This is a genomic window from Micromonospora sp. NPDC052213 (assembly GCF_040679695.1).
Classification (GTDB): Bacteria; Actinomycetota; Actinomycetes; order Mycobacteriales; family Micromonosporaceae; genus Micromonospora.
Map to the genome: position 1 here is coordinate 1 of NZ_JBFAVI010000155.1, position 16,690 is coordinate 16,690.

17 protein-coding genes are annotated in these 16,690 nt (G+C 72.3%); 3 read left to right on the forward strand and 14 right to left on the reverse strand.

Annotated elements, in window-relative coordinates:
* Positions 1-32: 32 nt before the first annotated feature.
* Both AB0L34_RS26865 and AB0L34_RS26870 read right to left on the reverse strand, forming a co-directional pair.
* The gene (locus AB0L34_RS26865; protein WP_363707660.1) at positions 33-1,823 is read right to left on the reverse strand and encodes an extracellular solute-binding protein; all 1,791 of its coding nucleotides are present in this window, start codon (positions 1,821-1,823) and stop codon (positions 33-35) included.
* 83 nt (positions 1,824-1,906) lie between these two features.
* Positions 1,907-3,160 carry a serine/threonine-protein kinase gene (locus AB0L34_RS26870; RefSeq protein WP_363707662.1) on the reverse strand — a complete coding sequence of 418 codons (1,254 nt, stop codon included), beginning with the start codon at positions 3,158-3,160 and terminating at the stop codon, positions 1,907-1,909.
* Between the two features lie 126 nt (positions 3,161-3,286).
* On the opposite strand from AB0L34_RS26870, the gene AB0L34_RS26875 reads away from it, so the two are divergent.
* Positions 3,287-3,679 (forward strand): hypothetical protein, encoded by a 393-nt coding sequence (locus tag AB0L34_RS26875; RefSeq protein WP_363707664.1) that lies wholly within the window; start codon positions 3,287-3,289, stop codon positions 3,677-3,679.
* Positions 3,680-3,789: 110 nt separating this feature from the next.
* On the opposite strand, the gene AB0L34_RS26880 is transcribed toward AB0L34_RS26875, so the two are convergent.
* The 8 genes from AB0L34_RS26880 to AB0L34_RS26915 form a co-directional block, all read right to left on the reverse strand.
* Positions 3,790-5,004 (reverse strand): cyanophycinase, encoded by a 1,215-nt coding sequence (locus AB0L34_RS26880; RefSeq protein WP_363707666.1) that lies wholly within the window; start codon positions 5,002-5,004, stop codon positions 3,790-3,792.
* 149 nt (positions 5,005-5,153) lie between these two features.
* Positions 5,154-6,503 carry a serine hydrolase domain-containing protein gene (locus tag AB0L34_RS26885; RefSeq protein ID WP_363707667.1) on the reverse strand — a complete coding sequence of 450 codons (1,350 nt, stop codon included), beginning with the start codon at positions 6,501-6,503 and terminating at the stop codon, positions 5,154-5,156.
* Between the two features lie 126 nt (positions 6,504-6,629).
* A complete protein-coding gene (locus tag AB0L34_RS26890) occupies positions 6,630-7,592 on the reverse strand; it encodes a zinc metalloprotease (RefSeq protein WP_363707669.1) in 963 nt (320 codons plus the stop codon).
* Positions 7,593-8,053: 461 nt separating this feature from the next.
* Positions 8,054-8,566, reverse strand: coding sequence for a membrane protein insertion efficiency factor YidD (gene yidD / locus AB0L34_RS26895; protein ID WP_363707671.1), 513 nt, complete (start codon positions 8,564-8,566; stop codon positions 8,054-8,056).
* A gap of 127 nt (positions 8,567-8,693) precedes the next feature.
* On the reverse strand, positions 8,694-9,905 hold the full coding sequence (locus tag AB0L34_RS26900; RefSeq protein WP_363707673.1) for a D-alanyl-D-alanine carboxypeptidase: 1,212 nt from the start codon (positions 9,903-9,905) through the stop codon (positions 8,694-8,696).
* 199 nt (positions 9,906-10,104) lie between these two features.
* A complete protein-coding gene (locus tag AB0L34_RS26905; protein WP_363707675.1) occupies positions 10,105-10,527 on the reverse strand; it encodes a DUF6223 family protein in 423 nt (140 codons plus the stop codon).
* Positions 10,528-10,755: 228 nt separating this feature from the next.
* Positions 10,756-11,418: a response regulator transcription factor gene (locus tag AB0L34_RS26910; protein WP_363707676.1), complete on the reverse strand. Its 663-nt coding sequence runs from the start codon at positions 11,416-11,418 to the stop codon at positions 10,756-10,758.
* Positions 11,415-12,587 (reverse strand): sensor histidine kinase, encoded by a 1,173-nt coding sequence (locus tag AB0L34_RS26915; RefSeq protein ID WP_357461854.1) that lies wholly within the window; start codon positions 12,585-12,587, stop codon positions 11,415-11,417. The genes AB0L34_RS26910 and AB0L34_RS26915 overlap by 4 nt, the downstream gene beginning before the upstream one ends.
* Positions 12,588-12,683: 96 nt before the next feature.
* Between AB0L34_RS26915 and AB0L34_RS26920 the strand changes: the two genes are divergently transcribed.
* Entirely contained in the window at positions 12,684-12,959 is a 276-nt protein-coding gene (locus tag AB0L34_RS26920; protein WP_363707678.1) for a hypothetical protein, read from the forward strand.
* A 73-nt stretch (positions 12,960-13,032) separates the two neighbouring features.
* Here the strand turns inward: AB0L34_RS26920 and AB0L34_RS26925 are convergent, their stop codons facing one another.
* From AB0L34_RS26925 to AB0L34_RS26935, 3 genes are all read right to left on the reverse strand, one after another.
* Positions 13,033-13,449, reverse strand: coding sequence for an ASCH domain-containing protein (locus AB0L34_RS26925; RefSeq protein WP_363707680.1), 417 nt, complete (start codon positions 13,447-13,449; stop codon positions 13,033-13,035).
* Between the two features lie 95 nt (positions 13,450-13,544).
* Positions 13,545-14,264: an SDR family oxidoreductase gene (locus tag AB0L34_RS26930; protein ID WP_363707682.1), complete on the reverse strand. Its 720-nt coding sequence runs from the start codon at positions 14,262-14,264 to the stop codon at positions 13,545-13,547.
* Positions 14,265-14,274: 10 nt separating this feature from the next.
* The gene (locus AB0L34_RS26935) at positions 14,275-14,928 is read right to left on the reverse strand and encodes a helix-turn-helix domain-containing protein (RefSeq protein ID WP_363707684.1); all 654 of its coding nucleotides are present in this window, start codon (positions 14,926-14,928) and stop codon (positions 14,275-14,277) included.
* A gap of 265 nt (positions 14,929-15,193) precedes the next feature.
* Here AB0L34_RS26935 and AB0L34_RS26940 point away from each other — a divergent pair, with 265 nt between their 5' ends.
* On the forward strand, positions 15,194-15,748 hold the full coding sequence (locus tag AB0L34_RS26940) for a hypothetical protein (RefSeq protein WP_363707686.1): 555 nt from the start codon (positions 15,194-15,196) through the stop codon (positions 15,746-15,748).
* A 96-nt stretch (positions 15,749-15,844) separates the two neighbouring features.
* Here the strand turns inward: AB0L34_RS26940 and AB0L34_RS26945 are convergent, their stop codons facing one another.
* A complete protein-coding gene (locus AB0L34_RS26945; protein ID WP_357461860.1) occupies positions 15,845-16,387 on the reverse strand; it encodes a DUF5565 family protein in 543 nt (180 codons plus the stop codon).
* Positions 16,388-16,690 lie beyond the last annotated feature (303 nt).

Sequence of the window (16,690 nt, forward strand, 5' to 3'; positions counted from 1 at the left end):
GGCGTTGAGACGCTCCAGAGTCGTACCGGCGGTCAGAAGCTGCTGACCAGCTTCACGAATGCCTCGTCGATCTTGGCAGGGTCGGTGGCGTCGAACGCCTTGCCCGACGACGCCTTGGCGATCCGGTCCAGCGTGGCGAAGTCCGACTCCCGGTCGAAGGCGATGCAGAAGACCTTGACCGGGCGCCGCGGATCCAGGGCGACGTCGGCGAGCAACCGGGCCAGGTCGTTGTCCCGACCGTACTCGTTCTTGCCGTCGGTCAGCACCACGACCGCGTTGATTCGTTCCGGGTCGTACCGGTCGAGCAGGTACCCGTGGGCGGCCCGGACCGTCGCGTACAGCGCGGTGCCCCCCTCGACGTGCAGGCCACCGATCCGGCGAGTGATCCGCTGCTGGTCGAAGTCATCGAGCCGGACCTCCTCCCGGTACGGGCCGTCGGGCCGCTTCGACGTCTCGGAGGAGAACGACCAGAGCCCCACCCGGTCCTCCGAGTTGAGCAGCGCGAGTCCCTTGGCCGCCGCCGCCGAGGCGACCTGGAAACGGGTACGGTCGCCGACCGCCGCCTCCATTGACCCGGAGGTGTCCAGCGCGATCAGGATGTTGGCCTTCTTGCGCAGCGTGCTCCAGCCGTCCAACATCGCGTTGACCACGGCCGGGTCCGGCGGCTCGAAGTAGGTCAGCCCGCCGGTGGGCTCGGTGCCGACGCTGGCGAGCAGTTCCGCCGGGGCCCGGCGTTCGTGGTCCCGGAAGCCGAGCCGGGCGAAGCTCCTCTGCTGGGCGTCCTCGGTCAGGAATGCCAGGAAGTCGGCTGCCGCCACGCGTTGCCGTTCGTCGGCGGAGGGGAGCACCACGAACGGGTGGTCCAGGTTGAAGGTGCCCTCCTTCGGGTGGACGGCGACCAGCGGGACGTTCGGCCGCTGGCCCCGCTCCTGGCCGTCGTGCGTCGGGCTCAGTCTCCCCTCGTTGTAGAGGTGGACCAGTTCCTCCTGCATGACGATCGCGCTCATGTCGTCCGTGCTCCCGTCCCCGCCGGCCAGGTCGGCCTCGGCGAGGTCCCGCAGCAGGTCCACCACGTCGTCGCTGTAGTGCGACACGTTGGCCTCGATCCGCCGGACGAACTGGGTCACCTTCGGGTCCACCAGGTCCGACCGGGTCAGGTCGCTGGACCGCTGGGCGGCGGCGTAGTAGGTGGCGATGGTCGCCGCCAGCCCCGACGTGGAGAGGTTCGGGTTGTCCTTGCCGAAGGTGAAGCGGCCCCACTCCGGCTTACCGAAACCGGCCCACCCCTCCCGCCCGGAGAGGCCGAGGATGTCCCCCCAGCCCAGCGCTCCGCGCTGGCGTACCAGGTCGCCCTTCGGCTGTCGCATCGCGATCACGAGGGGACTGTTGGCGATCGACGGATACCGGTCCGGCGTCTGCGGCGCTCGCCCGGCGGCCTGGTCGAACAACCGGAGCTGACCGGTCCACAGGCTCGACGTTGGCAACCAGACCTGCGGCTCGGGCAGGCGGACGCCGCTCCAGCCGGCGCCCAGCGCCTCGGCGGCCTTGCCCGAGTTCAGGGCACTCACGTGCACCTGGGCGCAGCCACCGCCGTCGAGCGACCGGTCACTGCTGTTGTACCGCTCGGCCAGCTCGACCAGCAGCGCCGCCTTCTCCGTCGAGGAGTTGACCTCGAGTGTGGTGGTGCAGTCGGCACGGGGCCGGTCGGTGCCTGCTTCCCGCTGCCGGACCAGCACGAACGCCCCGGCGATGACCAGCAACCCGATGGTGACGGCGGCGGTGTACGGCAACCACTGCCGTGTGTGCGACGGGGCTGGGGCCATCGGAAATGTCCTCCTCGACGGGTTGACGGATAGCAGTCAACCTATCGGTCCAGCGCCAACCGGGGCGGCTCCGGACCCGGCCGTCAGAGGCGGTCGGAGGCGCCGCCGCCGAGGGCCGTCGCGACCAGCAGCCGGACCAGGTACACCACGACGAAGGTGGCCGTCCCCAGCGCTGCGGCCACGCCCACCGCGCTCGACGCGACGTAGCCGGCGGCCGCGCCCCCCGAGCCGAGGACGATCGCAGTCGACACACCCCAGGGGTCGACGGATTCGCGGCGCAGCCGCTGCCCCCAGCCCTCGACCGGGCGGGACGACGCGGTGGGTGTATCCGACGTCGATGCCGGAGGTTGCTCCGGCGGCGTCGGTCGGGCCTGCCTCGGTGCCACCCGTGTCGGCTGGGCTTGCCGCGTCGCCGACGTGGGCAGCGGCTCGTTCGTCGTCGGCGCGCCGGCGGTGTCGTTACCCATCTGGAGCAGGTTCTCCTGGCGGACCCGACCGCTGACCCGGACGTCCTGCCCGAGCAGCCGGATCAGCACCTGCTCGGCCGCCGGCCGGTCCGCCGGCTCCTTGGCCAGACACTCCCGGATCAGTTCCTCCAGGCCCGGCGGGAGCGGCGGCAGGTCGGGCGGGTCGTTCAGGACCCGGTGCATGACCGCGAAGGGCGAGTCGTTGCCGAACGGCGGCCGGCCGCTCGCGGCAAAGGCGATCGTGGCGGCCCAGGCGAAGACGTCGCAGGGCGGGGCGACCGCGTCGTTGCGGAACCGCTCCGGAGCCATGTACGCGGTCGTCCCCATCACCCGGCTGGTCGCCGTCTCGGTGACCCCGAGTGCGCGGGCGATGCCAAAGTCGATCACCCGGGGGCCGTCCCGGCCGAGCACCACGTTGTCCGGCTTCAGGTCGCAGTGCACGACGTCGGAGCGGTGGATCGCGGCGAGCGCGGTGGCAGTGCCGACGGCGAGCCGGTGCAGCGCGTTGCCATTGACCGTCCCGTGTTCGCGGACGTGCCGGTGAAGGGTTGGCCCCTCGATGAACTCGCTGACCACGTAGGGCGGTTCGCCGTCCACCTCGGCGAAGAGCACCTGCGCCGTGCAGAACGGCGCGACCCGGCGTGCTGCGGCGATCTCCTTCGTGAACTGCGACCGGGCCCGGGGGTCGCGCAGGTCGATGTTGATCATCTTGACCGCGACGCGGTGGCCCTGGTCGTCCTCGCCCAGGTAGACCACCCCCTGCCCGCCCGCGCCCAGACGGCCGACCAGCCGGTAGGGGCCGGCGGTGACCGGGTCGTGCGTCCACAGTGGGGTCAGCCCCGGCACCGGTGCGCCGGCCAGTCCTGTCATCCCGACTCCATCACTGTCGTGTCCCGACCACCCGGCGGCGGAGGACACCGAGTATCGTGCCACGCCGGCACCGCACGGCCGAGGCTGTCATCGGAGTGGCCGCCAGGAGCCTGGCATCATGGCCCCGTGCGGCGAGATCCGACCAGGCCACCGGCCTCCGTACTGGCGGGCGCCGCCGTGGCGCTCGTAGGCCTGTTCTCGGCGAAGGACAATCAGTCAGACCCAAAGCTCGACCTGCTGGCGGCTGCGGTGGAGGCACACGGTGGGCGGGTAGCGGGCCGGCACGTCCAGCGGCGGGGGGTTTCGCACGGCGGTGCGGCCAAGATGACCGAGCCGTTCTCGCGGCGGACGTTGCTCAGCGCCGGCAGAGCCCGCGAAATCGCGCAGGCGTGCCGGGCCGCAGAGGTCGACGTCGTGGTCTTCGTGAACCCGCTGACGCACCACCAACGCGTTGCCCTCAGCGACATGTTCGGGTGCTTCGTGATCAGCGGCGAGGACCTTTCCGCCCCCGGCCGGTGAGCGCCCGCACATGCCACGGGTCGCGCGCAGCCTTCAGGGAGGCCGCACGCCCTCCGGCGGGCTGATCGGCCGATCGGGGTCGTGATCCTCGGCCCGTGGAACCCGGTGGCTCAGCCGGCCTGGATCGACACCGTCAGGTCGGTGAAGGACGCGGGGCCGGCCCCGCCGGCGGTGTACGCGAGGAACGAGGCACCCTTGGTCAGCCCGACCACGAAACGCGGACCGCTTTCCGCGGTCGTGCCGGTCGTCGCGGTGGACTGCCCGGCGTCGGCGAGGTCGAGGGCGGCGTCGCGCAGCGCGTACGAGCCGAACACGTCGGTCGACGGCGGTGCCGCCGCGCGGTCGTGCGGCGAGGCGGGCGTGCTCGTCGCGCCCTTCGTGACCTGCCACCGGCCGGGATCGTAGCTGTCGCCGTCGGTGAGGTAGCTCCACCGGACACCGCTGATCGACCAGTGCCCGCCGACCGTGCCGACCTGGGCCGAGCGCAGGTCGAGGATCGACACCCCGTTCGTGCCGACGACCCGCGCGGTCTCGCTCGCCGTGCCCGCCCCGGTGACCACCAGCGCGGTGTTCTCACCCACCCCGTACACCCGGTCGTGCCCGGTGTCGGCGGCGAGCCGGAGCGACCGTCCGTTGCGACCGCGCGCGTCGAAGTGGGTGTCGACGAGGCCGGAGGTGAAGAAGCTGAAGCCACCGGCGGGCCAGTAGCCGAGGATCTCGTCGGTGTCGTAGTAGCCGGTGCGGGCACCGTCGCGGATCCCGTAGTAGCTCGACCCGCCGGTGATCATGTCGGGGCCGGCGAAGATCTGCATGCCGGCGCTGGTGCCCGCGACCGGCGCGCCGGCCTGGAAGCGTTGCCGGATCGCGGCGAGTACCGCCCCGTCGGAGCCGTCGGCGTGGATCATCGACTCCACGTAGCGGAACTGGTCGCCACCGGCGAAGAAGAAACCGGTCATCGACGCGGCCAGCGCGGCGTTCGCCGCATCGTCGCCGCTGCCCTTCTTCTTCACGCTCACCGGGATCCAGGTGACCTCCGCCGCCCCGTACCGCTCGAGGACCTTGCCAACCTGGTTGGCGGCCCAGTGCGGCGACGCCGAGGACGCGCTCAGCACGCCGATACGCGCTCCGGAGCCACCGGCCTGCCGGACGAACTCCCCGTAGACGGCGCTGTTGTCGTCGGCGAGGGCACCGCCGATCAGCATGACCGCCCCCGGTCCGCTCGCCGATCCCGCGAGACCGGCGGACGCGGCTCTGCCGGGCAGGGCCGTCGCGGCCACGGTGATGATCAGGGCGGTGAGCAGCGGCAGAAACTTGGGCCGGGTCATGGCATCCGACGCTAGACAGCCACCTGACAGGCGTCAAGAACGCCGATGCCTGTTCGGCGACGCCTACCGGCCACCGGGGCGGGCTGCGGCATGCCGTCAGGCAACGCGGATCGTCGACGTTGACGGCAAGCCGTTGGCGGTCGGGCCACCTAACGCGGTGTCGCGGTGGCGGAGACGGCGTTGGCGACGGCCACGCGGATCGGGTCGGGGTTCGCCCAGCTCCAGTTCGGGTGGGCGCGGTTTGTCAGGAGGACCAGGACCATCCGGCGGTCCGGGTGGACCACCAGGGAGGTGCCGGTGAAGCCGGTGTGCCCGAAGGTGCGGGGGCTGCTGAGCCTGCCCATGAACCAGGGCTGGTCGAGCACGACGCCGAGGCCGTGCGCGGAGGTGCGGTTGGGTCGTTCCGGGTCGACGGCGGGCAGGCCGGTGGTCACGTTGGTGAGCATCTGCCGGGTGATCTCTTCGGAGAGGATCCGGGTGCCGTTGTGGATGCCGCCGTTGAGCAGCAGCTGCCCGATGACGGCTACCTCGGCGGCGGTGCTGAAGATGCCGGCGTGGCCGGCGATTCCCCCCATGTGGTTGGCGACGTCGTCGTGCACCACGCCGCGGAGCAGCCCTCGGGAGGACCGCGCGTCCGTGGCGACGAGTCGGCTCGCCTGATCTGAGGCGCTGAGCCAGGTCTTCGGGTTGAATCCGGTGTCCTTCAGGCCGAGTGGCCCGGTCAACCCGGTTGTGAGGGCCTGGTCGAGCCGCTGCCCGGTGACCTTTTCGACCAGGAATGCGAGGACCATCAGGCCGACGCTGGAGTAGCGGAAGACCGTGCCGGGGATCGCGTCGCTGACCAGGGGGGTGGCGAGGACCGCCGCCCGGCGGGCCGCGTCGTCGGGTAGGCCGGCGACCTTGGCTCCGACGGGTAGGCCGCTGGTGTGCGCCAGCAGCATGGCGACGGTGACCCTGTTCTTGCCCGTGCCCGTGAAGCCCGGGAGGTAGTCGGCCACGGGCGCGTCGAGATGGATCCGGCCCTTGTCGACCTGTTGCAGCGCGAGGATCGCGGTGTAGACCTTGGTGATCGAGGCGAGGTCGAAGATCGAGTCGTGCCGCATCGCGACCTGCTTGGACTCGGGCAGCAGCACCGGGCCCGCGTCGTAGCGCAGCGCCTTGCCGACCCACGCCCGCGCCGTGGTGGTGCCGTTCACCTGGCAGAGCGCGACCGCGCCCGCGTACGCCGGGTGTTCGGGGTTGACGCTGGTCGGGACGAGGTGGCGGTCGAGTTCGCGGAGCAGCCTGCGGTCGGCGAACGTGACGGGGGTGCCGGTGGTGGCTGGCGCCGCGGCCCTCGGAGCCGTATCCCGTCGTGCTGCCGGTCGCGGCGATGCGGCCGACGGGCTGGGTGCGGCGGTCGGGCCGGCGGTGGCCGAACGGACCACCTCGCGGCAGCCGGCGAGGGTGGCGGCGGCCGCCAGACCGGCGCCGAGCACGGTACGGCGGCGCAGTGACATGCGCGGCATCATGGCAGGTCAACGTGGCCGAATCCAGCTCGCGCGGCCGTGCCGAAGGACTCAGCCCAGGAACAGCGGGGTTGACGAGCCACTGACCGCGGCCCGCCAACCCCGACGCGTGCGTGGTTACTTGACGCCGCCGGCCCGGAATGCCACCCAGGCGTCGCTCATCCGGTCCGCCTGTCCCGGGGTGAACATGTTCATGCAGGCGTCCTGCGTGTAGTCCATGAAGTTGTGGATCGGGTCCAGCCCGGGTGCCGTGCAGGAGTCCGCGCCCACCGGGCAGTTGAACTGCGGCGCCGCCTCCCGCGGGGTGTCCGCGACGTAGTCGCCGGCAGCGGAGCACCCGTGCGCGAAGGTGTGCTCCAGCATCAGCCAGTGCCCGACTTCGTGCGTCAGCGTGTCACCCAGGGCGTACTTGCCCGCCGTTCCGCCCGGCATCGACTCGTCGAGCATCACCACGCCGTCGATGTAGTCCCGGCCGTTGTTGTAGCCCTTCGGGAAGTACGCCCAGCCGAGGAGCCCGCCGCCGATGTTCGCCGCGTACACGTTCAGGGTGCGGGAGTCGCCGGTGTACAGCGCACGCTTCATGTCCCGCTCGTTCTTGCCCGGCACGACCGTGTACCAGTCGCTGTTCACCGTCCACGTCGTGTCGACGAGCGAGAACCGGAACGGCGTGTCGGAGGCGTTCGCCGCGGTGCGGCCCGCGAACGAATCGTTGAGCACCGTCATCTGCGCCGCGATCAGGGTGTTCCACCTGTCCGTCTCGGCCGCGCTGAGGGGGTGGTCGGAGATCATGTGGAAGACCGTGGGCACGGTGACGCTGCCGTTGGACAGGCGCGGCGAATCCTTGATCACGCCGTAGGCGTTTGCCTCGTTCTTGGAATACAGCTCGGGCTCCTGCGCCGTGGCGCCCTCGCTCACCCGCGCCGCGCTGTGCCCCTCGGCACCCGGCTCGCACTCCGCGACACCCGCGGAGGCGGTCACGGACCCTGCCGTGTCCACCGCCGCGGAGGCTCCACCGGCCGCCAGGAACGTCGCCGCGGTAGCGGTCAGGACTGCCAGTTGGAACGTCAGTCTTCTGTGCATCGTTGCACCTCTCACGCATGGGGGATGGGGTCGTGGTGCGGGACGAACGAGGGTCGCCCCGACCAGCTCACAGACATCGTCGTCCCGGTATGAGAACACGCCGCCGGCGGTAGCAACAGGCCCCAAGAGAGGGAGCATCGCCGGTCCGTCGGCGTTCGACGGCGGCATTCCGGCATCGAAGAATCAACGAATGGCCCTGTCCGAGCCCCGTGGCGACTGGTGGCGGCCGGGCTTCGTGGGCTGCTGCCGCCGGCCGCCATCGCCGGTCAGTCGCATACCGGCCCCTCGGACCTGCTCCACCAACCGCGTGACCAGGCCAAGCCCCCGTGGGGTTGGGTGTGGGCGGCGTCGGGTGGGCCGGCGGAGACGGAGACGCTGGCACCGGCCGGCCGCCCGGAGCGGCCCGGCTGGCCGGGTGGTGTCTGTGTGCATCACAGACTGCTCCACCCGGCGGCCCCGGATCAGGGCAGCGGGTCGGCGGTTCCGAGGGGCACCTCGGGCCGGCAACGGCGCAGCCGGGCCGCCGCGAGCCGCCCGCCGACGGCCAGCCCGTAGCGGTCGACGGCGGCGAGCCCGTACGCGCTACAGGTCGGGGTGTACCGGCACTGCCCGGGCCAGCGGTGCGACAGCCAGCGGCGGTAGCCGCGGATCGCGGCGAGACCGGCCCGGTCCAGGGTTCCCGGCCGATCGTCGACCGGTCGGCCCTGCCGGGCGCCCGCCAGGCCACCGGCGGCGCCCGCCAGGGCGGCCCCCAGGGTGAGCTGGGTGGAGAAGAGGCCGAGGTCGCAGCAGCCCGGGCTGCTGCACGGGTCGTCGCCACAGGAGTCCAGGGCCCCCTTACGGCCCTTGCAGCCGGGTCCCTGACGACGGGAGCCGACCTTGCTGTGGCAGTGGCCCACGGCGTGGCAGTGGGCCGGCTTACGGCAGCGGCAGGGCCCCTGGCTCCCGGAGTGGCCGGCGCTGTTGATCGTCATGGGTGGGATCATGCCTGGTCGGGGCAAGACGCCCGGCCGGGGGATGCACCCGGAGCCTGTTGGTGGTGGCGGTCATCGGAGATCGACGTCGCCATGGGCCCCGTGCGGATGCGCGGGCCTGGACTCCCTACCGTTGGCCGCCTTCACCCCGCGCACCATTGCGCCGCCGTGGGGCCGCCAGGATCAGGACGGTCAGCACGAGGGCGGCGCCGAGGCCGAGACCGGCGGGCAGGGACAGGGACGACGATTCCCCGGCCCCGCCGTGTTGCTCGCCCTTGACGGGGACCACGGGGCGGTCGTGCTTCTTCTCCTCGGGTGCGACCAGGTGGCCGACGGACGCGCCGGCAGGAAGTGCGAAGCCCCAGTCGAGCAGCGCTGACGCCTCACCCAGACTCCCCAGCGGCGCGGTCTCCGCCCCGAGCAGGGTCACCGCGAGTCGTCGCCCGTTGCGTTCGGCTACGCCGACGTACGTCTGCCGAGCCAGGTCGGTGAAGCCCGTCTTCCCTCCGAGCGTCCCGGGGTAGTGGCCCAGCAGCGTCCGGTCATGGGTGATCTCGATTGCCGGGTTTCCCGGCCGTGCCGGTATCTGTGCCACCTCGGTGGCGATGTAGCGCCGAAAGTCCTCGCGGGCGAAGACCGATCGCGCGATCAGCGCGAGGTCGTACGCGCTGGTGTACTGGCCGGGGCCGTCCAGGCCGGAGGGCGTCGCAGCGTGTGTCTGGTTCGCGCGCAGCCGCTGCGCCTCGTCGTTCATCGCGTCGACTCCGCCCTGCCTGCCGGCGGCGCCGCCGCCGACGCGAGCCAGCACGTTGGCCGCGTCGTTCCCGGATTTGAGGAGAAGCCCCAGCCACAAGCTCTCGATCGAGTACCGGCCGCCCTCGACCACCCCCATCAGCGAACTCGCCGGATCGAGATCGTGCAGATCCGCCCGGGTCACCTGAACGACGTCGGCCGGATCGAGGCGGGACATCAGGGACGCCGCGAGTAGCAGCTTCTGCACGCTGGCTGGCGTTCGGTGCTCATGGGGGCCGCACCCACCCAGGACCTCACCGCTGTTGAGGTCCGCCACGAGCCACGCGGTGGCGGTCACTGCCGGAGCTTTCGGCGCATCCGGGGGGACGGCCAGTCCCGGCGTCGCCAGCGCCTGCCCCCCGACCGCCCGCTGAGCGGGGTCAACCGGTGGCGGAGACGGCGTGGCGGGCGGAGGAACCGACGGCTTCACGGCGGGACATGGCACGTACGGCGTGGCCACCGCCGGCGTTGGTGTCACGACGAGCGCGCCAGCGGGCAGAACCAGGAGCGCGCTGAGCGTCACGGCGGTAACCCGAAAGTCAGTCACATTAACGTACGGTAATCGTCGCGGAGGCGGGTACGGTGCGATTGGCGAAAAGCACGTCGCGGTGACTGCGAGCAGCGGATCCATGTTTGCGCTGCGCAGAGGCGGGTAGGCCTCCCGTTTCGCCGCCGTACGCCGCCGCCGGAGGCCGGCTGCCCGAACCGGGCGGGCGCACCCGGGCGGCGGCGGCTCGAGGGCCGGGTCAGCCGGTGCGGCGGGTGCGGGCCAGAGCCAGCCCACCGAGGACGATGCTGATCAGCCCCACCACCAGGGCCACGTAGGCTCCGCCGCGCCCGTTGCCGGTGCCGATGCCACTGTCGGAGGTTGCCACGACCACTCCACCGAGGGCGATGCTGATCAGCCCCGCCACCAGGGCCACGGTGGCTCCGCCGCGCCCGTTGCCGGTGCCGATGCGACTGGTGGGGCGGGCCAGAGCGAGCCCGCCGATGATCACGCCGATCAGCCCCAGCACGGCGGCCACGCTGGACCCGAGCCGCCCGGCGCTCATGGTGTAGACACTGGCGGCGGCCGGCTGGGCCGAGACGTGCGCGGCCGCCGGTGCGGCAAGTCCGAACGCTCCGAGCAGGGCGGCTGCGGCGGCGGCAAGCATGTGGCGGATGGACATCGAGGATTCCTTCGGTCGCGTGACGGGTACAGGCGGCAGCGTATGTACCAGCGTGGCTCCGGGTCGTCATGCCGGAGTTGCCGATGGGCCTACCACCCGGGTCGTACGCGCCCGGGGCGTCGTACCGCTGCGGTTGTCTCCCCGTACCGGCGCAACCGCACATCCGCCCCCGCCGGCAGGCCGGACGAGCCACACCGCCAGGCATCCGGCGGGCCCCGGAGGTTGTTGTCAGGAGCGGGCGAGCCAGCCGGGGACGGTCAGGCCGGACTCGTACGCGAGGATCACCAACTGGGCCCGGTCCCGGACCTGGGCCTTGGTCATGATCCGGCTGACGTGCGTTTTCGCGGTGGCCGGGCTCAGCACCAGCCGCGCCGCGATCTCGTCGTTGGACAGGCCGGCGGCGACCAGCGTCATCACCTCACGCTCCCGCTCGGTGAGCGCGCTCAGCCGCGGCCCCGGGTCCGGATGCGTGGCCCGGGCGGTGAACTCGGAGATCAGCCGGCGGGTGATCGACGGCGCGATGAGTGCGTCACCGCGCGCCACCACCCGCACTCCGTGGATCAGCTCCGCCGGTTCGGTGTCCTTGACCAGGAAGCCGCTCGCGCCGGCCCGCAGCGCGCCGTAGACGTAGTCGTCCAGGTCGAAGGTGGTCAGGATGACCACGCGGACATCGGAGCTCGCGGCGATCTCCCGGGTGGCGGCCAGGCCGTCCAGCACGGGCATCCGGATGTCCATGAGGACGACGTCCGGCCGCAGCTGCCGGGCGAGCCGCACCGCCTCGGCGCCGTCGGCGGCCTCGCCGACCACCTCGATGCCGTCCTCGCCGTCAAGGATGGACCGGAACCCCGCGCGTACCAGGGTCTGGTCGTCGGCGAGCAGCACCCGGATCACGCCGCGTCCCCCGGTCCCGATCGCAGCGCCGGCGCTCCCGCCGGCACCGGGTCGGGCCGCAGCGGGAGGCGGGCGCGCACCCGGAAGCCGCCGTCCGGCCCGGGGCCCGTGCTCAGCGAACCGCCCAACGTCTGGACCCGCTCGCCCATGCCGAGGATCCCGTTGCCGGGCGGGCCCGGTGCGCCGGCACCGTCGTCCTCGACCTCCACCAGCACGTCGTCGCGGTCGGGCCGGACTCGGATCACCGCGGCGGCCGCGCCCGCGTGCCGGGTCACGTTCGTGAGCGCCTCCTGGACGATCCGGTACGCCGCCAGGTCGACCTCCGGCGGTAGCGGCCGGGTTTCGGTCAGCTCGGTGCGGATCTCCAATCCGGACCGGCCGGCCGCCGTGACCAGCTCGTACAGGCGATTCAGGCCCGGTGCGGGCGCGGTCGGCGCCTCGCCCTCCTGCCGCAGTATCCCGAGAGTCGTACGCAACTCGCGCAGCGTCTCCTTGCTCGTCTGTTTGATCGCGGTGAGGGCCTGCGTGGACCGGGCGGGGTCCGGCCGGTGCAGCGCGGCGCTGGCCTGCACGTTGATCAGCGAGAGGTGGTGCCCGAGCACGTCGTGCAGCTCGCGGGCGATGCGCAGCCGCTCCTCGGTGGCCCGGCGCCGCGCCTCCTCCTCCATCCGCTGCTCGGCGGCGAGCGCCCGGGCCTGTCCCTCGGCGAGGTAGGCCCGGCGGTTGCGGGTCACCCCGACGATGACCGCGATGACCCAGCCGGCGTGCAGCAGCGTCGCCCCGTTCGCACTGTTCGCCGTCCGGTTGTAGCTGTCCGCGACGGCGAAGGCGACCACCGAGGCGAGACCGAGCCCGATGGCGACCGCGAGGTGCCCCTCGTCGACGACGGTGTAGAGCGCCACGACGAGCACCAGCATGATCGGCCCGGGCCGGTGCAGCAACACTCCGTACGCGCCGACGGCGGCCAGCGCCACCACGCCCACCGCGACCGGATGGCGGCGGCGGACGTACAGCGCGCCGGAAGAGGCCAGCACGGCCAGCAACGCCGCCCGTTCGGCGGCGGTGTCGATGCCACGCGACTGCACCACCAGGCCGACGAGGGCCACCAGGCCGACCACGAGCACCAGGGCGATGTTCGCCGGACGGCCCTGCCATCGCCACCTCGACATGCGCCGAAGCCTAACCTCCCGGCACCGGCCGGGAGAACATCCGACCGGCGGGCGTGCGGTCCAGGTGGCGGGCGGCCCGTCGGTGGCATCGTCTGGTTGATCACCGCTTACACCAGGCGGGCCCTGCCGGGCCCGGTGACGCCTCGATGGCTGCCGCTGGCGACCTGGTGGGTGGCGGTGGCGGCGGGCAACCTCACCGTCTTCCTGCTGCTGTGGTGGCTCGCGCGGCTCGTCGCCGACCAGTCCCGGCTCACGCTCGCCGTCACGGTGGTCGCCATCGGAGTCGGGCAGACCGCCGTCCTCGCCGCCGCCGAGGTCGAGCGGCGGCGGCCGACGTTGACCGCGTTCGCCGCCACACCGACCCTGACCTGACGCGTCGGCTCCCCCGGACATCTCGTGGTAATGCGACCGGGCAGCGAGCGCGACCGTCCTTCGGCCGTGGCGGTCAGAGCTTCGCGACGAGGCGGAACCGCTCCAGCACGACCGGCGTGTCGTCGTTCACGGTGAAGTCCGGTCTGCCCAGCCAGCCCCGGTAGTCCGTTCCGTGCCAGTAGTCCTCGTGCCCGGCTCGCCAGGCCGCAACCGAGTCGTCCCCTTCGCCTTCGTCGCGTACGTGGTCGAAATCGACGTCGCCAAGCCGGCTGACACGCACGTCGGTCACCTCGATCACCGCGACCCGGCGGCCGGCGGAGTCGACCACCGCCGCTCGGGTGCCCACCACCGGCAGCGACTCGCCGTCGATCTCGTAGTCCTGGAGCAGGCCGGTGGTGGTGGTCTTCGTCCCGTCGAGCACGGCGGCGACCAGCTTGTCGCGCAGCGGGCCAGGGAAGGCGAACTCGAACGAGGGCAGATCAGCGATCACCCGGACGAGGGTAGTGCGGTGTCCACTGACGTCCACCGGGTTTTCCGGTGGGCACCGACAACCACCCCTGGCAGGGCTGCGCGTCGGCGTCGAGCTCAGACGAGCAGCCCGCCCGTCGCCCGGATGTTCTGACCAGTGATCCACTGCGCGTCGGACCCGGCGAGGAAGGCGACCACGGCCGCGATGTCGTCGGGCTGGCCGAGCCGTTGCAACGCGGTGACGGCGGCGGTCTGGGCCAGGGCCTCCGGGGGATTGGCGGCGCGCAGCAGGTCGGTGTCGGTCGCGCCGGGCGAGATCGTGTTGACGGTGATGCCACGGGCGCCGAACTCCCGGGCGGCGACCGCTGTGAACTGTTCGAGCGCGGCCTTGCTGGCGCAGTAGAGGGAGTGGCCGGGCGCCGGCACCACCGTGTTCAGGGTGGAGATGTTGATGATGCGGCCCTTGTCGCGCAGCACCGGCGCCGCTTCCCGCATGGCCAGCACGGGGAACTTGGTGTTGACCGTCAGGACCCGGTCGAACTCGTCCTCGGTGATGTCCGCGATCAGCGCCCGGGGGTTGACGGCGGCGTTGTTGACGAGGATGTCCAGGCCGTCGCGGACCGGCTGGAACATCGCCGAGACGTTGGTGAGGTCCTCCTGGTCGGCGCGGACGGCGATCGCGCCGGCGAGTTGGCTGACGAGGTCGTCGGCCGCCGCCCGATTCTCCTTGTACGTGAACACGACCGTTGCGCCTTCGCGGGCGAGCCGACGCACGATCGCCCGGCCGATTCCCCGCGATCCGCCGGTCACGAGTGCGGTCTTACCGGTGAGCCTCATGCCGGGGACGCTAGCCGGGGGAGAGCTCCTGGTATTGAAAGAATGCGCACAGCTCGGTCGGGGTCAGGCCGGACATGGCGCGGACCTCACGGTTGAAGTGCGGCTGGTCGGCGTAACCGCAGTCGACCGCCGTCTGCGGCAGGCCGGCGGACCGGGTGAGCATGCGCAGGGCGCGCTGGAAGCGAGCGATCCTGGCGACAGTTCCGGGGGACAGGCCGATCTGTCGCTGGAACCGGAGTTCAAGGGTGCGCCGGCTGACGTCGAGCTCGTCGGCCAACGCGCTGATCCGGAGCCGATCCGCCGATCGCTGGAGTCGCCACCAGGCACGCACCGTCAGCCCGTCCGGCCCCGTGTCCGCGGCCAGCCGAGCGGTCAGGAAGTCGTCCAGCACCGCGAACCACGCCGGCCGGTCCGGTGCCTCCCCGAGCCGCTCGGCCAACTCCACCTCGCGGTGGCCGAGGATGTCCGCCAGCCGGAAGGTGCCGCCGGCCACCTCCCGCATCGGCACGCCGAGGAGCGCGGTCACTCCGGCCGGCGTCAGGCCGACGGAGACGCCGTCCCCCCACGCGGTCTGCTCGTGGACGACGGGGTCACCTCGGGGCCCGGTGATCACCCTGCTCGGCCCGGCGAAGTCGACGATCATCGTGGCCAGGGTCATCGGCATGGCCCGGTGCCGTACGGCTGCTCCCGAACCTGAACGGAAGCCCGCGTAACCGACGACATACGGCCGCAGCCGCGGATGCGGGAGGCTGGCGATCGTCTCGCACGGCTCGGGACGAACCCGCACCGGTATGGAGTGCACGTGGCTCACAGCCGCCATCATCCACGCGTGCGGGGACTGGTACGAGTCGCAGTCGGCGCATCGCTGACCCGCCCACTCGTGCTGCCCCACCGGCGCGGACGGCCGATTGCGCGGTTACCCTGCGGCGGTGGTGCTCGGTGAGGACGGGGAGCGGCTGGCGGCGTCGCTGGCTGACCGGCTCGACGCGGTCACTTTCACCGACCTGACGACGGACCAGGTCACCGCCCGGCTGATCGACGCGGTGGTCGACTGGGCGGAACAGCGGGGCTGGCGGGTCTACCGGCGGGCGTCCAGCGTGCTGCCGCTGCCGCCGCCGATGTCCGCACAGCAGTCGGTGCTCGACGTGGCCTGTGCCCGGCCGGACGGCCCGCCGGTCGTCGTCGAGGTCGATCACGGTACGCGCCGCCGCACCTGGGAGAAGCTGCTCGCCGAAGCCGACGCGGGACGGATTCCGCTGTGGGTGCGCTGGGGTACCGGCCGGTTCACGGCACCGCCTCCGCCGATCCGGATGGTGACCTGCGAGGTGAGCCGGCGACCGGACCCGACTGGCCGGGGCGCGGTGCACAGCCGCTCGCCGCGAGCGGACAAGCTGCCGCCGGCGCACTCCGCTGTACGCGTGGGAGCGGTCGCCGCCGTCGAACTGCCGCTGCCGCCGCCGGAGTCACCCGACGTCGAGGACTGAGAGGGGGGCAGGGCACCCGGGGGCCGCTTTGGCGTGTGTTCCCCACGGCGCCGCTGCCTTGCGGGCAGCAGCGCGTGAAGACGTACAACCGCCGGCTCAGGCGAAGTCGCGGTGCTTCAACTTCGCCCTCCGGCCGTCCGGATGGTGCCAGACGATGCCCTCGTACTGAGGGTGCGCCAGCAGCCAGTCACGCAGGCCGGCCAGGTCGCGCGGCACGTCCAGCCTCTCCGCGTCGCCGTGCGGTACGAGCTCGTGGCCCCGCACGCCCTCGGGGTTCCCGTTGATCTTCGGGCCGATCAGCTCGTAGGTGCCGGCGCGGCGTCGCTCGGGGGAGCCGGCGAGAGCCTCGGCGTGGTACCGCGCGTACGGCGACTGCTCGATCGGCTCCCACCCCACGGTCTTGCCCGTGACCTCGTCCGTCATCACCGGCCGGTAGCCGGGCGGTCGAGTCCGGCCGGGCCGCACCTCGCGCCGTGCCCACCAGGTGCCGTCCTCGTCGAGCATCACGCAGGTGCCGTCGTACTTGCGCGTCGGCGTTCCCTCGCCGTCGAGGACCCACTGGCAGGCAGGGTCTGCCTCGGGCAGGACGCGCTTGCGGTCGTCCGGGTCGCGGCGGAACAGCGTGGGGATCTTGTTCACGCCCGCATCGTCTCACCGGTGCAAAACGGATATCACCTCGCGTTGCCGGCGGGACTGGCGCAGTGCCGGGCGCTGCCGGTGGGCGCCTGTCAGCACCCTGCTCCACCTTCTCCGGCGGCCGGCCGGCACAGCTGGGGCACCTGCGGCTGAGCTGCTCTCAGCCCGGATCCGCCGGTAGAGCCTGACCGGCCCCGGCCCCGGCCGCGGGCCGTGCAACCCGGGCGAACCGGCGTCCGGTCCCACCGGCACTTCACCGGGAACCGCGTGCCCCCGCCCCCTCAGGGCCGCGGGCCGCCCGGGGGT

Bases quoted from the DNA above. Each gene is read 5' to 3' on its own strand.
- AB0L34_RS26865 (WP_363707660.1), bottom strand. From the start codon at position 1,823: ATGGCCCCAGCCCCGTCGCACACACGGCAGTGGTTGCCGTACACCGCC.
- AB0L34_RS26870 (WP_363707662.1), bottom strand. From the start codon at position 3,160: ATGACAGGACTGGCCGGCGCACCGGTGCCGGGGCTGACCCCACTGTGG.
- AB0L34_RS26880 (WP_363707666.1), bottom strand. From the start codon at position 5,004: ATGACCCGGCCCAAGTTTCTGCCGCTGCTCACCGCCCTGATCATCACC.
- AB0L34_RS26885 (WP_363707667.1), bottom strand. From the start codon at position 6,503: ATGTCACTGCGCCGCCGTACCGTGCTCGGCGCCGGTCTGGCGGCCGCC.
- AB0L34_RS26890 (WP_363707669.1), bottom strand. From the start codon at position 7,592: ATGCACAGAAGACTGACGTTCCAACTGGCAGTCCTGACCGCTACCGCG.
- yidD (WP_363707671.1), bottom strand. From the start codon at position 8,566: ATGACGATCAACAGCGCCGGCCACTCCGGGAGCCAGGGGCCCTGCCGC.
- AB0L34_RS26905 (WP_363707675.1), bottom strand. From the start codon at position 10,527: ATGTCCATCCGCCACATGCTTGCCGCCGCCGCAGCCGCCCTGCTCGGA.
- AB0L34_RS26915 (WP_357461854.1), bottom strand. From the start codon at position 12,587: ATGTCGAGGTGGCGATGGCAGGGCCGTCCGGCGAACATCGCCCTGGTG.
- AB0L34_RS26930 (WP_363707682.1), bottom strand. From the start codon at position 14,264: ATGAGGCTCACCGGTAAGACCGCACTCGTGACCGGCGGATCGCGGGGA.
- AB0L34_RS26935 (WP_363707684.1), bottom strand. From the start codon at position 14,928: ATGCCGATGACCCTGGCCACGATGATCGTCGACTTCGCCGGGCCGAGC.